We start from the raw sequence: 15,304 nt of genomic DNA on the forward strand, positions 1-15,304 counted from the left end.
CAACTGCCCCCACAAGCGGCCGGTGGCCGGACCAGGGTCGCGGAGCCGGACCGCAAGCACTCGATTCGAACAATGCAGGGCTGACTTGTGTTCCGGCACGGCTGCTTCCGCAGTTGCCGTGGCCGGCACAGTCAACAGGGCCACTCCCAGTGCGGCTGCCAACGCTCGCCACCGCCGCAGGGATTTCTGACGCATGATGCCTCCTATCCTTGATCACGTTTCGACGCAGTGTCACCAGATTGGATCCGGCCGCCACGGGCCAAGGCTGCGTTGACGGTACGCCGCAGCCCAGGATCACGACTGGGTCGGTCGAATCCGCCCCCCTCGACACGCGTCGACCGATACAGCGGCGCAATGCAGCCGGCCGAGACGATGCGTGACCATGTCGCCAACCTGTAGGCCGCTGCCTCTCCGAGCCGCCGGCACATCCCCCACTGCCGCGCCACGCAGCGCCCCGCCCGGTAACTCCGTGGGGAACCGTACGCCGGGTACCGTGACCGTCGCGCCGCCCTACCAGACGGCGGCCCACCTGGGCGTGCGCACCTATCGAGGCGGCCCCCATCACATGGCGCGGCCTCGCCTCCGCGCTCAGCGAGCGCCAAGCCATGCAGCTCACGGTCGTGGTCGCCTCGCCGACGACCAGCCGGTCGAGCCCACCGATCGTGCTCGCCTGTCGCTGTGGCTTTCTCCTACAGTTCGACGACCACGGTGCCCAGATGGCGCCCCTTGATGACCTGCATCAATGCGTCTGGTGCCTGGTCGATGCCGCGGATGCGTACGTGGGGGAAGACGATGTCGCCAGAGCGCAGCCAGTCGCCGAACCGCTGGATCCACTCGGCATGCGCGTCGGGGTCGTCGTCGGCGCTGTAGCCCCGCATGGTGATCCTCTTGGTCAGGATCTGGAAAGAGTCCAGTTCCACGGGTGCGGTCCTGCCGGTGCCGTGAGGCGACAGTTGTCCGGACAGTGCGCCGGTCAGGACGAACCGCGCCCGTTCGCGCGCGGCCGCCACGGCCGCGCGCAGTTGGTCGCCGCCGACATTGTCCTGGAAGACGTCGATGCCGTCAGGGGCCGCCTTGGCCAGTTGCTCCTCCAGGGGCTCCTCGGCGTCGCGGATCACCGCCGCGTCGTACCCCAGTTCACGCACCAGCCGTTCGCCCTGGCCCGGTGAGACAGCGCTGCCGATCACGTAGCCGGCGCCCAGCAGGCGGGCGATCTGTCCGGCCATCGAACCGATGGCGCTACCGCCTGCGGAGATGAACACGGTGTCACCGGGGATGATGCTCACTCCCCGCGTCAGCGCCGCATACGCGGTCTCTCCACGCCCAAGGTGGGCGACCGGCTCTGGCAGCGTCGGTTCCAGCCGCGTGCACGCGGTCTCGTCCACCAGGGCGTACTCGCGCCATCCCAGAAAATGGGAGACCATGTCGCCGACACGTAGCGCGCTGCCGGTCGGTGCGCAGACGATCTCGCCGATCGCTTCCCCCGCCAGGGTGTCGCCGACCTGCAGCGCGGGGAACGGTACGCCCTGCACTTTCTCGGCCCCCTGGCTGATCATCATGCGCAGCGAAGCGGTGACACGGAAGTAGCGGTTGCGGACCAGCACCTGGCCGGCCACCGGGCCGGGCAGCGGGACCTCCGCGATCGTGAAGTGCTCGGGTGCGGGCAGTCCGTTCGGGCGGGCGGCCAGCCGTACCTCCCGGTAGGTCGACGGAAGATCAGACATCAGGTTCCTCCTGGTTGAGGCGTTGTGGTCACCGGGCAGAGAGCCCGCCTCCACGGTGGCCCCACTCCCGGACCGTGGTCCACCGAGCTGATCATCTGCGCCGGATTTCGACATCACTAGAGTCGAATACGTGGATTCCCTCGACCGTCAGCTCATTCATGCCCTCCATCTCGACGGCCGCGCGCCGTTCAGCCGGATCGCCGCCGTCCTGGGCGTGTCAGACCAGACCGTCGCCCGCCGCTACCGGCGTCTGCGTCAGACCGGCGTGCTGCACGTCCGCGGCCGGCTGGACGCCCGCCGTCTCGGGCAGGTGGAATGGGTGATCCGCCTGCAGTGCGCACCTGGTTCGTCGGCCGCCATCGCCGCCGCGCTCGCCAAGCGCGACGACACCCACTGGGTCCGCCTCGCCTCGGGCGGAACCGACGTGGTGTGCAACGTCCGGACCGAAAGCGAGCAGGAGCGCGACGCGCTGCTGCTGGACCGGCTGGCCGCCACCCGCCCGGTCACCGCCATCAGCGCGCACTGTGTCCTGCACACCTTCTTCGGCGGCCCGACCGGCTGGCGGCCAATGGCCTCAGCCCTCACCGATGACCAGGCCGCCCAGCTGGCCCCGCCTGCTCCGGCACCCGGCACGCCGCACTCCGCCCCGGTCACCCTGGACGACGGCGACCGCGTTCTCGCGGCGGAGCTGGCGCACGACGGCCGCGCCAGCCACGCGCAGTTGGCCAGGGCCACCGGTTGGAACGAGACCACGGTCCGCCGTAGGATCACGGCCCTGCGCTCAGCCGGGACCCTGTACTTCGATCTCGATGTCGACACGCGGCTGCTCGGCTACACCGGAACCGCCCTGCTGTGGATCTCCATTGAACCGTCCCAGCTGGCCGCGGCCGGACACGCGCTCGCCCAGCACCCCGAGATCTCCTTCGCGGCCGCCACCACCGGCCCCACCAACCTCCTGGGCTCTGTGGTGGTCTCGGATGTGTGCGCCCTCTACGACTACGTCGCCGGTCAGGTCGGCGGCCTTCCCGGTGTCCGAGCGATGGAAACCGCGCCGATCCTCCGGACAGTCAAACGCGTCGGCGCGATCACCCCGGCAGCGCCCTGATCGGCTACGCCCGGGTGTCCACCCGGGACCAGAGACCCGATCGGCGACTCGACTCCCTGACCACGGCGGGCTGCATCCAGATCTTCGAACCAGACACCCCGGCCTTGTTCGACTGCGGTGCGGTCCCGGGCGCGCGCCTGGTCGTCGGCGATTATTACGCGGATCGTCATGAACGGCCCTCCTTGTCGGTGGTGGAAGCCGGATCGAGGGTAAGGGGCGCGGCCGGGTGCACGGGCAGCACCGCGGCGACCTCGTAGCCGCCGCCGTGCGGCCATCAGCTTCACCCTCCTCGTCCCGATCGCCGCCATCGCGCGCCTGTCCACCCACATCGAACGCGAACCGGCGCCGGACACGCGACCGGCCGGGCACACGGCCGGTTGAGCCGGCCTGCGTCCGGTCGGCAGAACCGAACCCCGGACCTGGGCATTGCGAGGCCCGGTTCCCGGGGTTCGCCGAGATCGTTGTGTCTTCACAGGCTCTGAGTCACTGCGGGACGTCCTTGGCGCAGGTCCGATGGCCAGCGCTGTTTCCCGCGTGAAGGCGCCGAAACTGCTGGCTCGCGACTTCACCGTCCAGGCGGCCGCCGCGGATGTCCTGAAAAACAACCGGCTGATCGCGGAGGCCGCCCGCAAGGCCGACCTGGCTTCTCCGCTCCTCGACGTGTGTCACACCCTCTACAGCGAGACCGTCGAGCGGGGCACGGCGGGGAGGACATGGTGGCCGTTCTACGTGCCCTTGAGGCCCGGACCGACGGAACTGGCTCCGCAGCCTGCCGCATCACCGACGGACGCGAAGAGTGACCATATTGATCGCGGCGAGCACTTCACCCTCTCCGCGGGCACCCCAGCGCGGCCATCGAGTCCTGGTCTCAGCAGTAGCAGGCCGAGAACATGCGGCTGCTCACCTATCCACCACCGATAGTGGCCGTGGTCAACGGACACGCCTTCGCAGGCGTGTCAGCCGGCGTGTGCGACTACCGGTGGCCGTCGCCGACGGGGGCGGTCCGTCTCGGGCTCAACGAGGTGCCAACCGGCATCCCGATGCCTGCCGGATACGTCGCCGGCGGGCAAATTCGGTATCGAGCGAGTCGGCCAGCTCGGCGATGTCGCAGGGCAGCGGCCTGGCAGGCCCGCTTTGTGTACGCGTGCTCGACGTAGTCGACGGGTGTCTGTTCTGCGACGGCGACGGCTCGGTCCAGCGGGTTCCTCGGCCGGCCACCAACTCATCTCACACAGCCAGGTAACCACCGGCAGCAGCTGCCAAGGGTGATGCCGGCAACTACCATACGGACAAAGAGGTCGTTCATGGATGGCGGTGCCAAGCAGCTCCCGGCCTCGGTGACCTGGCGACGCAGACCCTTTCCCGACGCCAACCTACTCCTGCTGCACGGGCGTCAACCGGCCCTGGTAGACAGCGGGTTCGTCGGCCACGCACAAGAAACAGCCGCCTGGGCACGCGCGCACACAGGGAGCGTGGCCCTCGTCGTGAACACCCACTGGCACTCCGACCACGTCGGGGGCAACACGCTACTGCAGGCCATGGGCGCCGGCATCGCGGCAAGCACACGGGACGCCGAGGCCATCACCCGGCGACATCCAGGTTGCTGCCTGGCCGAGTACCTCGACCAGCCGGTCAGCCCCTATACCGTCGATGAACCACTCCACGACCGGCAGACAGTCCAGCTCGGCGACGCCGACTGGGAAGTCATGCACACACCCGGACACACCCCCGGTCACCTGGCACTGTGGCAGCCCGAGGAACGACTGCTGGTGGTCGGAGACGCCCTGTCGGACTACGACGTCGGCTGGGTCAACCTCGCGCTCGACGGACCCGACGCCGCCTTGGCCGCACTTGCCTCTCTGCACCGCATGGCCGACCTCAAGGCCCGAGTGCTGCTGCCTGCACACGGACCAGTTCCCGCCGACCCGAGCGCCGCGTTCGCAGCCGCGACGCGCCGCGCACAGCGCCTCGTCGACGACCCGGCCGGCGCGGTCTGGTACGGCGCACGCCGAATCTTCGCCTTCGCCCTCATGATCCGCGGCGGGATTTCCATCACCGAGGTCGAACCCTGCCTGCATGCCCGGGCCTGGCTGACGGACGCAGCACAGCTGCTGGGCAGCACACCCGAAACGCTCGCCGCCGAACTGGTCGACACGATGCTCCGCAGCGGCGCCATCGTCCTGCGCGACGGACAGCTGAATGCGACCGCCGAGCACAGGCCAGTCACCGCCGAATCCCTGCGAGTGCCGCTTCCCCGCGCGTGGCCTGCCGCAGTGCCCAGAAGTGGAGCCCGACGTTGGACTTGCCCTACGCGGCCAGCGCCATGACTTCACGTTTGCCGTCATCAGCAGGAGACTGAAGACGACCCGGACAGGGCCTGGCCGCCGGCCGCAGGCGGCCTCGAAGCCGCCTGCGGCCGTGACCTGCGTGAAAGCCGACGACCAGCGGCAGTCACGACGTTCCCTCTGCGGCGGACGCCTCCTCCTCGGCCAGCCTCACGGAGGCGGGGGAAGACCACGCTGGGGGTGTCGCAGTCGTGGTTCTACAAGTGGAAGAACCGCATCGGTCAAATCGCCCCGACGGCGCGTGAGCAGCGGCGGGCGCGCCTGGATGAGGAGATCAAGCGCCTGTTTGCGGCATCGGGCGGCACCTACGGCCCGCCCCGGATCACGCAGGACCTGCATGCCGAGGGCTGGAAGGTGTCGGAGAACACGGTCGCGGCCCGGATGGTCGTGCTCGGGCTGGCCGGCCGCCCGCCCAAGAAGCGCCGGTCGCTGACCCGGCAGGGCAAACGGCGAGCGGCGCCGGACCTGGTCGGCCGCACGTTCACCGCGGTCGCGCCGGGCGTGCTGTGGGTCGGCGACGGAACAATGATCGATACCGATGAAGGGCCGCTGTACCTGGCCACGGTTGAGGACCTGTTCTCTCGCCGGCTGCTCGGCTACGCCATGTCCGAGCACCACGACGCGGCGCTGACCGTCGCTTCACTGCAGATGGCGGTGGCCACCAGGGGCGGGAATGTGGACGGGGTGATTTTTCACTCCGACCGAGGGTCGGAGTACACCGCTGCCCGCTACCAGGCCGAATGCCGCAAGCACGGCATCGTGCAGTCGATGGGCCGGGTGGGATGCGCTCTCGACAACGCCGCGGCCGAGGCGTTCAACAGCACGCTCAAGGTCGAGTACGTGCACCGGCAGCGCTTCCGGACTCGGGCCGAGGCCCGCGTGAAGATCGCAACCTGGATCACCGACTTCTACAACACAAGGAGGAGGCACAGCGCCAACGACGGGCTGTCGCCCATCACATTCGAGCGTCAGATGACCGAGAAGAGGCACACCTCAACGGCCCTGCTGAGGGCCGCTGTGGCATAGGACCGTCTCCACGTTTTCAGGGGATTGACAGCACCTTGATCCCCGTCGATCGCTGCGCCGAGCAGACCGTCAGCGTCAAGGGAGGATCCATCGACGCCTGGTACTCCGGTAAGGCCCATCAGCACGCTGGAAACCTCCAGGCACTGTCGGCGCCCGGCGGGCTTCCGCTGTGGATCGCCGAGGTCGAGCCCGGCTCCGTACACGACCTCACCGCCGCCCGCGCACACGTGCTGGGCGCGCTGTACGCCGCAGCCGCAACCGGCCTGCCCACCCTCGCCGACAGCGGATACGAAGGTGCCGGGATCGGCATTCATACGCCGATCAAGCAGCCCAAAGACAACCAGATCCTCAGCCCGGACAACCGCACCTACAACCGGCTCCTACGCGCCCTGCGCTGTCTCGGCGAACGCGGATTTGCCCTGCTCAAAGGGCGCTGGCGGACGCTCCAGCACATCACCGTGAGTCCCAGCAGAATCGGCGACATAGCCCGCGCGGCACTCGTCCTTACCCATTTCGAACACGACTACATACCGGAAATTCGCTGAGATTACGTCAGTGTCGTTCAGTTCAAGCACAATAAGACGATCTTCGAGCTGCAGATTATCCGTGAGTTCCGACAGCGCCGTAGCCCTCTTCGCAGGTCAAGTACGGTCGTCGCCCACTGCCTGCTCGGCCCAGAGCGCCAAGCGACGCCTGGACTATCGTCGTGGCCATGTGGATCAACGAGGCCACCGGGATACTGCTCGAGGCCGCGGAGGTTGTGATCCTGCCCCGGTTTCTGACGCTGGCCAAAGGAGAGATCGCGGAGAAGTCGCCTGGCGAGGTGGCCACCGTGGCAGACCATGAGGCCGAGGAGCTGATCAGCCGTCGGCTGCGTGAGGAGGCCACCGCCAGCGATCCTGGGCTCCTCATGGCACTGCTGGAGGCGCCGGCGGTTTGGCTGGTAGATCCGCTGGACGGAACGAACTTCGTTGCAGGCCGTCCCGAGTACGCAGTGATGGCCGCGCTGGTGCGGAGCGGAGAGACCGTCGCAGCGTGGATCGTGCGCCCGGCCGAGGGTGACGTCTACGTCGCCGAGCGTAACGGGTCCGGGTACGCCGGGGGCCGGTTCCCTCCGATCCTGCGCGGCTACGTGGGGCGGCACTGACCAGGTTCCTCGATCCTCCGACGAGGGAACGGGTCGAGGCAGCAGCACCCCAATTCGCGGCCCTGGGACCGGGCACGGGCTGCGCAGGCGTGGACTATCCGCGACTGCTTGGACGGCGGCCGCCTTGGGACCACGCCCCCGCGTCCTGCTGCTGATCGAGGCGGGCGGTGTCGCATGCCGTCCGGACGGTAGTCCCTATCGACCTGACGACCAGCGCCCTGGCCTGCTCAACGCCACGGATCATGCGTGCTGGAACACGGTTCGTCGCCTCGCGTGGACTGTTTTCAATAAGTCCAAATACTAGACAGTGACGAAGCCACTCTTCCACTGGTCTTCATCTAGCTCATATTCGGCAATCGAAAAACAGTTTGGCTCTTCCCGAAATCCCGGCAACCCTCGGGCAGTAGACATACGTCGCTCGGCGCGCTCTTCGGTAGAGTAAACACCCAGAAGCTTGATGTCATCACCCTCTTCTTCGAACGCGGAGAATGAGCCATCCTCTTCAAAATGGCGTACGTTTCCGTTCTCATCTTCTGCAACATGATGCACATGATACAGAATATAGACCTTCATGTATTCAGGGTACTCCTTCGTGCTAGACCCGCTACATGGACCCACCGTCCGCCAATATCCCTCCTAAGAGATATCTCTTTGGCGATTTCGATATTAGGGCTGACTTGGAGCGCTAGAGCGAAGCGGCGCAGCGCCACGAACATCGAGACCTCGCATGACCGCATCCGATTATCACGCTAATTCTCCCTACGCCTAAGGCCCATCTCAGAGATACTGTGTTCAACGATGACGCTGGATCCCTTTCTTAATCTTACTCCATTCGGTTCCTGGACCCTTCTCCTTCTTTGTAGGATATCGACCATAATGCTCTTTCCAAATACGGTCAGCAGCCTTGTCGGCCGATTCGCCGGGTTTTGCGAACTTCCCCCTAGCCCATGACGGGACGTCCGTAGCGGCTTCCTTACCAGACTTCTTCGACTTGGCAAAGCTGATACTTGGAACACTTATAGGATGCGTCTTGATCCACTGAGCGTATGCGTAGGTACCGGCCGCAAGAATTGCAGCTCCCGCTATTACAATAAGCGTACCCTCGCCAATACAAAGGTCCCAGAAACACTTCCCGCTCAGGTCAAGGCCGTTGATGGGATCAGCATTGGCGTAGTCGTATGCATTAGCGCTGCCGCCAATCACGGGGTCGACTTGGAGAAACCTTCCGGTTCCTGGATTGTAGAGGCGGACGCCCATGAGGGCGAGGCCGGCCAGTGCGTCGAAGGAGCGTTGGGCGGTTCCGAGCCAGGCATAGCGGGTGGGGTTCGTGGTGTTGTCGGGGCGAGGTGAGCCGTACTCGGTCTGCTCAAAGTAGGCCTGGATACCGGTCGCGCCGGTGCCGGCGTCGCAGGTAGCCACGATGTCCCCATGCAGGTTGGCCAACTGCAACGTGGTGGTGCCGCCGCTTGTCTGGATCGCGCCCAGAGCGTCGAGTCCGGCGATGTTGCGGGTCCAGGTGCCGTTGGCCTCGGTGATCCAGGACGGGCTGTCGCCGCCATCGGCGTAGTGGTTGGTGACCGTGCCGGGGCGCGGGCCGCCGGTGGTGGTCATCGACCGGATCCGTCCAGTTGGGTCGAGGGTGAACGCGCTGGACTGACTGCCCTGTGTGAGCGAGGCCACCATGTCGTTGGCGAAGTAGCCCACCGTCACGTTGCCGCTGCCGGAGACGTGCGCGGAGGACACTTGGGTGGTGCGGCCGAACGCATCGTAGGTGTAGCCGCTGGTGGTGATCCGGTCGGCCTGGTCGTAGCTGTAGCTCTGGCTGACCGGGGTGGTGCCGGTCGAGCACAGCCCGTCGGAGTCGGCCGGGTAGGCGGTCAGGCTGGTGCGGTTGGTGTTCGCGTCGAATCCATACACCCGGGTGGTGCACTGGGTGCCCCAGGTGTCGGCAACCTTGGTCAACCGCCCAGCGGCGTCGTAGGTGTAGTTCTCCAGGCTGCCCTGCGCACTGACCATCTGGACGATGCGGCCGTCGGCGTCGGGAACGGCGGAGAAGTCCAGCCACTTGGTCCCGCTCTTGGCGTAGGTCAGTGCGACGTTCTTGCCGCTGTTGTCATAGCGGCTGGTGGCCGTCAGCCCACCCGGCAGGTTCTGCTGACCCAAGGCACCGTCGGCGGTGTACGCCCCGGCGAACGTACCCGCGCCGCCCGTGTTGACCGCGGTCACCAGGCCGCGGCGCTCGACCCTCCCGGCGGCGTCGGTGCCGTCGTAGGTATAGGTGTAGGTGCCCTTGCCGTCGTTTAGAGTGGCGACCCGTCCGGCCGTGTCATAGCCGGTGGTGGAGATGTTGCCGTCGGCGTCGGTGGTGGAGGTGACTCGGCCGAGTGCGTCGTATGTAGTGCTGACGCTGACGCCACCGGCGGTGGCCATCGTCTGCAAGCCGGTCGCGGGGTCGTAGGTGTAGGTGACATCAGGCACCGTGGTCCCACCCGCTGAGGTGGGGGTCACGTTCAGCGAGGCGGTGGCGACACGACCCGCCCCGTCATAGGTGGCGGTGCTAGTCCGCACCACGCTCCCGGCGGTCTCGGTGACGATCGTGGTGTTGCCGAGGTAACCGTAGGCGGTCGTGATGACCGGTAGCGGCTGCCCGGACGGCTGGCCCGCGGGTCCGGTACGGCATACCTGCCCTGCCCATTCGGGTTTGTTGCCGCACGCGGCCACGCTGTTGGCCCCGGCCGTGTAATACGTGGTGACCGTCGTCCCAGCGTCGGAGCCGCCCGAGGACGGCATGCGCCGCTCGATCTGGCGTCCGCCATCGTCGTAGCGTAGTCGCTGGACAATGTCGGCCCCGCCCGGCATGACGGTGGTCTGGCTGGTCGGTTGGGCCAGGTCCCAGCCGGACGGATCTCCAGAGATGATCGGGGCGTAGCCGGTCTTGACGGACCGGGTGTCGGCAGCGGTCAGACTGGCCGCGTTGTCTACCACCAGCGGCGAGGTCTTGGTCGTGGTGACCAGGCCGGAGGCGATGCTGTCGCCCGGTTTTCCCTCGTCGTAGGTATACGCAGTGTGTTGGCGGGCCGACACCGTCGCGCCCGACGCCAGCGCGACCCGGTGAGCGGGGCTGTCGGAGGTAAGCACATTGCCGTCATCGTTATAGGTGGTGACGGTGGCCAGCAGGTCAGCACGCTCTGCCGAACTAGTCCGGCCAGCCACATGCGGGTCAGTGTCGGCGGTGGGTGTGAGCGCCTGGGCGCGGTTGCCGGGGCCGATCTCCCAGACGGTGTTGCCGTGATCGTCGTATCGGGTCGCGGAGACCTGCCAGGCCCCTGCTCCAAAGGCGGCGGTGTTGACGGCGCGGCCGTTCACGTCGAGGTAGGTGAGCTGACCGTAAGGGAAGTCCGCGGCGGAAGGCGCGTAGGAGCCGTCGCCGGCCTTGGTTGGCACGCGTGCTGGCGGGAACACCTCGGCACCTATGCGGGGCAGGTCAGTGGACTGCCCCCATTGGGCGGACTGGGCGAGGCTCAGGTCGACAGGTGCGCCGGTGCCTCCGATCGGGACGGAGTAGGCGACGGCCTGGGTGAGCTCACCTTGAGGGCTGGTCCGGGTGACGTCCGCGAGACGGCCAGATGCGTCGTAGTTGATTCGCCATGCGGCCAGTCCGGGCGGGGTGAGCTGGGTCAGGCGCCCGCTGCTGTCGTAGGAGTAGGTGACGGCGAGGTTGGTGCGAGGGTCGGTGAACGTGCGCAGACGGCCGGTGGAGTCGTAGGCGTAGGCGGCCATGACGGTGGTCTTCATCCCTGCGGTGGCGGGATCGTAGGCGGTGTAGGAGACCTGCTTGAGCTGCCCAGCGTAATCGCCCCAGCCCGAGCCCACTCCGGTCGCAGTGGTGGTAGCCGCGTAAGTGAGGTCGAGAGTCTTGCACCCGGCGACCAGTGCCCCTGAGCAGTTCACCCCATTTGGGACGGGGGCGAGAATCCGCGTGATGCGCCGCTGCGCGTCGTAGGTGTAGGTGGTTGTGTTCTCGTTGCCTGGCTCGTCGATCAGGGTGACGCCCCACTGGCCACCGGTGTTGGTGAAAACGGTCTTGGTGCCGTCGGCGCCGGTGTGGGTGAACTGGGATCCGGAGTCTTTGGTGACCTGGGATCCGTCGGTGGCGTCCGAGATGCCGGTGAACGTGCCGTTGGCCTGGATGGTGTAGTTGAGTTCGGCGCCGTCCGGCCCGGTGAACAGCACATATCCCTTGTCTGAGTGGTCCTCGAAGGTCATGCCCGACACCTGCGAGCTGCCTGCGGGCAGGCTGGCGGTCCAGCTTGGGCCGAATATTCCCGCCGCACCGCTGGCTGCGGCCGGGGCGAGGGTGGTGAGCGCCCGGCCGACCGACAGCCCGAAGGCCGACACGTCGGTGGAGGAGACTGAGTAGTCGCCGGTCAGAAGCGCCACCGTACCCGGACCGACGTTTTGGGTGGCGTAGGAGGCGCCGAATGCTGTCCGTTCCAGAGTGATGGTGATGGGGTCGGAGCAGTTGTCGGTGGTGCCGGCGGTGAAGCAGGCACGGAGTTGGAGCGGCCCGTCGCCACGCCCGGCCGCGGCCATGGTCGCGGTCACGTCCCAGTACAGGTCCGTGAATGGCTGGCTGGTGTTGGTGCGGGTCTGTGGCCAGGAGGTGATCGGGGTCGGTGAACCGGGCACCGTCACGTGAGCGGGAGGGATGGCCGCCCAAGTCCCGGACTCGGACACGTCGGCCTTGTACTCATACCGCACCCCGGTACGGTCCGGGGCGGCGCGGGAGGTCAGCGTGACAGCAGCCTGCGTTCGGTCACTGTCTAGCGGCTTTGTCACCTCGCCCACTCCGGCGCCGAAGCTGTAGCTGGTCACCGTCGAGGTGCGCAGCGCCATGTCGCGGGTCTTCACATACAGCGTGTGCCAGCCCTGCTTGGGGTCCAGGGAGATCTGCAATGCGTGCCCGCCGCCGCCGTTGTCGGCAGCCAGGTTCGGGGTGGAGGGGTCGTCCAGCCCCCAGTAGTAGCCTGCCCCGTCGGTGGACGTGGTGGACAGGGTCGCGGTCACAGGGGCGTTCTGCTTGGCCGACCACACGTTCGCCGGGTAGGAAGCGACCGTGACGCTCGGCGCCGCCGGGTCGGTGACATCGACGGCGAAGGACTGCCAGGCCGACCACGAACGGGAGTAGTCTGTGCCGTCGAAGCCGCGGGCACGCCACTGGTAGTGCTTGCCATCGGTGAGCTTCCCGCTCGGGACTGTGATCTTACCGAGCTGACCTTGTTGCAGGCCGGACACCGATCCTGACCACACAAGCCCGGATCCCTCGGCGGGGTAGGCGGGGTCACGATGGATCTCGAAATCGATCCGCTCGCTGTCCCACTCTCCGTCCCCGACCAGCCCCTGCAAGGTGGGGGTGAGCGAGGTGGCGAACAACCCGCCGTTGGTGCCTCCCGCTGACGGGGTCAGCGCTAGCGATGTCGGCACCGTGGGGTAGGAGTTCCACTGCACCGTGATCTTCGGAGGGGCCGCGCCGACCGTATTCTCAGAAGAACGGAACATCCGCCAGTCCGTGTTCTCACTCTCATCCGAAGCACGAACCTGGATGCCATAGTTGGTGGTCGGGTCGTCGGACCAGGCTTGGACGATCTTCTCGATCGACCACAGCATTGACCCCTCACCACACGTCGCTCCCCCGTACGCTTGGGTCGAGTTCACTGCGGTGGTCAGATTCATTCCAGGCATATTCGTCAAGGTCAACGTCGATGGCGTCCAGGGAGACCCGTTCGCGCCGACCTTGATACCTGTTCCCGCCGCGGTGCCACAGTCGTTCGACTTGTAGTTCCACAGCCGGAAATCGGCGTTCAGGATGTGCTTGCGCACCATCCCGCCCATGTTGAACTGCAGATAGGAACGGGCTTTCTTGGCTCCGGACCCGAACTTGCCCGCGTGCAGCCAGGTCGCGCTCGTCTGCGAGTTTGGATAGTCAGTGGACACGAAAGTGTCAGTTTGCAGCGCCAGGTCCATCCACGGGTCCACTGTCACCGGGTACTGCACGGCCGGGTCCGACAAAAATGCCATATCCGGCTTGAGCACCAACTCCGGACCGTTCTTGCCCTTGAGGATTTCCGCGGTTACCTCGGCGCGCTTGCCCGAATCGGGTGACTCCTCCGCAGCTGCGTCCCACATCTGCGGAGGCGGACCGGATACGAGTACCTTGCCTGAGGAATCGTCGGCGAGTTCCAGTCGGCGATCGGCACGCCGTGTGAACGTCAATCCCGCCAGTTCCACCGGCAGGTGGATCTCCACAGGCGAGGTCGGCTTCTGGTGGAAGACCACGAAGTGGACGAACCCGCGCGCCTGAGCCTTGACGATCAGATCCGCGCCTGGCGCGACATTGCGCCAGGTCGCGGTATCCCCTGTCACTTCAGGCTTGCCAAGCTTCCCAGCCCACCGGACTCCGAACCGGCGATCCTTCTTTTTACCGTTATCGGCGATCTCCGCCAGTGCCCCGGAACCGTCGCCGGAGATGCTCACGTCGGCCTCTGCCGCCTTTGGGACAAGCCGGCTACCGTCAGCGACCAAGGTGGTATCGATCGGCACCCACTGCTCGCCACGCTTGATCTGGATCGGCCCCGCATAGAGATCGGTGGACATGGTCCCATCCGGGTTGATCCAGGTCTTGGAGTCCTTGGTCGACTCGCTGCTCACCAGGATCGGCCGGTTCTCCAAACGCGCGGCCAGGCCGGCCGACACCATGTCTGGCCGCTCGGTCACGTACTCCGTCTTGGGAGGCGCCTGTTCCGGCGTGGACGCCTGAGCCGGTACCGCTCCGGCGAGTGAGGAGATCACCAGGACTGGTGCCATCGCCATAGCGACTGTTCGAGTTCGAGCGGCCTTCCGCCGGATGGGCAAGAACGTCATCTCAGCTCCACGCGTTGATCCACAGGGGACACCAGATGGCAGCGTAAGGATCATGTGCATATTGAGCGCACATTCCGGACATAACGCCGTTATGCGCGCAAGCGCCAGAAGTTGACGGACCACCCTCACCCTTGTCGCGACTCTCAGCAACCTCTAAGGTTTCCCGTGAAGCTGGGCAAATGTAGGGGTTTGTCCGCCTCATCGGAGGTGAAAGTGCTGTTCCAGGTGCTTGGACCGTTCCTGGCAGCAGACGCCACGGGTGAAATCCTGGAGATCGTCAGAGGAAAACACCGCCACCTTCTCGCGCTCCTGCTGTTCAATGCCAACCTGGCCGTCTCCACCGACTACCTCATAGAGCACCTATGGCAAGGGCGTGCCCCACGGTCCGCGTTGAACAATCTGCGGACCTACATCGCCCAGCTCAGACGCCTGTTAATGCCAGCCGTACCAGGCACATCCCCGATAAGCACCAGGTCGGACGGTTACTGCCTTTCCATCAGCCCCCAGCGTGTGGACGCCTACCTTTTCGAGAAGCTTGCAGCACAAGCCAGGACCGCGGCCGAGCGAAGCGATCTGACCGGTGCAGCCGACGCCTTCGACCGAGCACTTGCCCTGTGGCGCGGAGAGGCGTTCCATGGCGTTGACACAGGCGACGAACTGCGCGCCTGGCAACAGCGGTTACACGAGGAACGCCTCACTGCCACCGAAGATCTTTTCGATGTGCGACTGGCACTCGGCAGGCACGCCGAACTGATTGGACGCCTGACAGACTTTGCCTACAGAAACCCCTTGCGCGAGCGCCCGCACGCCCAGCTCATGCTCGCCCTCTATCGATGCGGCCGCCAGGCAGAGGCTCTAACGACCTACCGGCACCTCCATGACACCCTGATGACCCACATAGGATGCCAACCGACGGCCCTGGCTACCGAGTTGCACCAGCGCATTCTCCGAGCGGATCCGAGCCTCACCCTCCAATCCACTAGCGTGGGTCTGATTACGAAGGGTTAGCCTCTCGTCCGAGCCGGCGAGATCGTCG

General features: G+C 66.3%; 9 protein-coding genes. 6 read left to right on the plus strand and 3 right to left on the minus strand.

Annotated elements, in window-relative coordinates; translation table 11 throughout:
* Window positions 1-689 precede the first annotated feature (689 nt).
* Window positions 690-1,724: an MDR family NADP-dependent oxidoreductase gene (locus AWQ68_RS30030; protein WP_066946674.1), complete on the minus strand. Its 1,035-nt coding sequence runs from the start codon at window positions 1,722-1,724 to the stop codon at window positions 690-692.
* A 130-nt stretch (window positions 1,725-1,854) separates the two neighbouring features.
* Here AWQ68_RS30030 and AWQ68_RS30035 point away from each other — a divergent pair, with 130 nt between their 5' ends.
* From AWQ68_RS30035 to AWQ68_RS45320, 5 genes are all read left to right on the plus strand, one after another.
* Complete coding sequence (locus AWQ68_RS30035) at window positions 1,855-2,829, plus strand: Lrp/AsnC family transcriptional regulator (protein WP_218007098.1); 975 nt, start codon at window positions 1,855-1,857, stop codon at window positions 2,827-2,829.
* Window positions 2,830-4,133: 1,304 nt separating this feature from the next.
* Window positions 4,134-5,156, plus strand: a complete 1,023-nt coding sequence (locus AWQ68_RS30045; protein ID WP_066946682.1) for an MBL fold metallo-hydrolase — start codon at window positions 4,134-4,136, stop codon at window positions 5,154-5,156.
* Window positions 5,157-5,354: 198 nt separating this feature from the next.
* Window positions 5,355-6,200, plus strand: a complete 846-nt coding sequence (locus AWQ68_RS30050) for an IS3 family transposase (RefSeq protein ID WP_169809014.1) — start codon at window positions 5,355-5,357, stop codon at window positions 6,198-6,200.
* Window positions 6,201-6,235: 35 nt separating this feature from the next.
* The gene (locus tag AWQ68_RS30055; RefSeq protein ID WP_245656205.1) at window positions 6,236-6,745 is read left to right on the plus strand and encodes an HARBI1 family protein; all 510 of its coding nucleotides are present in this window, start codon (window positions 6,236-6,238) and stop codon (window positions 6,743-6,745) included.
* Between the two features lie 167 nt (window positions 6,746-6,912).
* Complete coding sequence (locus AWQ68_RS45320) at window positions 6,913-7,347, plus strand: inositol monophosphatase family protein (protein WP_245656207.1); 435 nt, start codon at window positions 6,913-6,915, stop codon at window positions 7,345-7,347.
* Between the two features lie 300 nt (window positions 7,348-7,647).
* Here AWQ68_RS45320 and AWQ68_RS41420 read toward each other — a convergent pair whose 3' ends face one another.
* The gene (locus AWQ68_RS41420) at window positions 7,648-7,920 is read right to left on the minus strand and encodes a DUF7336 domain-containing protein (protein ID WP_084464553.1); all 273 of its coding nucleotides are present in this window, start codon (window positions 7,918-7,920) and stop codon (window positions 7,648-7,650) included.
* Window positions 7,921-8,139: 219 nt separating this feature from the next.
* Window positions 8,140-14,211: a DNRLRE domain-containing protein gene (locus tag AWQ68_RS45840; protein WP_169809015.1), complete on the minus strand. Its 6,072-nt coding sequence runs from the start codon at window positions 14,209-14,211 to the stop codon at window positions 8,140-8,142.
* Between the two features lie 222 nt (window positions 14,212-14,433).
* Between AWQ68_RS45840 and AWQ68_RS30070 the strand changes: the two genes are divergently transcribed.
* The gene (locus tag AWQ68_RS30070; RefSeq protein WP_169809016.1) at window positions 14,434-15,276 is read left to right on the plus strand and encodes an AfsR/SARP family transcriptional regulator; all 843 of its coding nucleotides are present in this window, start codon (window positions 14,434-14,436) and stop codon (window positions 15,274-15,276) included.
* Window positions 15,277-15,304: the final 28 nt, after the last annotated feature.

The sequence above is a fragment of the Microtetraspora fusca genome (genome assembly GCF_001570365.1).
In the GTDB taxonomy this organism is placed as follows: Bacteria; Actinomycetota; Actinomycetes; order Streptosporangiales; family Streptosporangiaceae; genus Microtetraspora; species Microtetraspora fusca.

What these genes read in the sequence shown, in the direction of transcription:
- AWQ68_RS30030 (WP_066946674.1), bottom strand. Translation starts at nt 1,724, where the DNA reads ATGTCTGATCTTCCGTCGACCTACCGGGAGGTACGGCTGGCCGCCCGC.
- AWQ68_RS41420 (WP_084464553.1), bottom strand. Translation starts at nt 7,920, where the DNA reads ATGAAGGTCTATATTCTGTATCATGTGCATCATGTTGCAGAAGATGAG.
- AWQ68_RS30045 (WP_066946682.1), top strand. Translation starts at nt 4,134, where the DNA reads ATGGATGGCGGTGCCAAGCAGCTCCCGGCCTCGGTGACCTGGCGACGC.
- AWQ68_RS45840 (WP_169809015.1), bottom strand. Translation starts at nt 14,211, where the DNA reads ATGGCACCAGTCCTGGTGATCTCCTCACTCGCCGGAGCGGTACCGGCT.
- AWQ68_RS45320 (WP_245656207.1), top strand. Translation starts at nt 6,913, where the DNA reads ATGTGGATCAACGAGGCCACCGGGATACTGCTCGAGGCCGCGGAGGTT.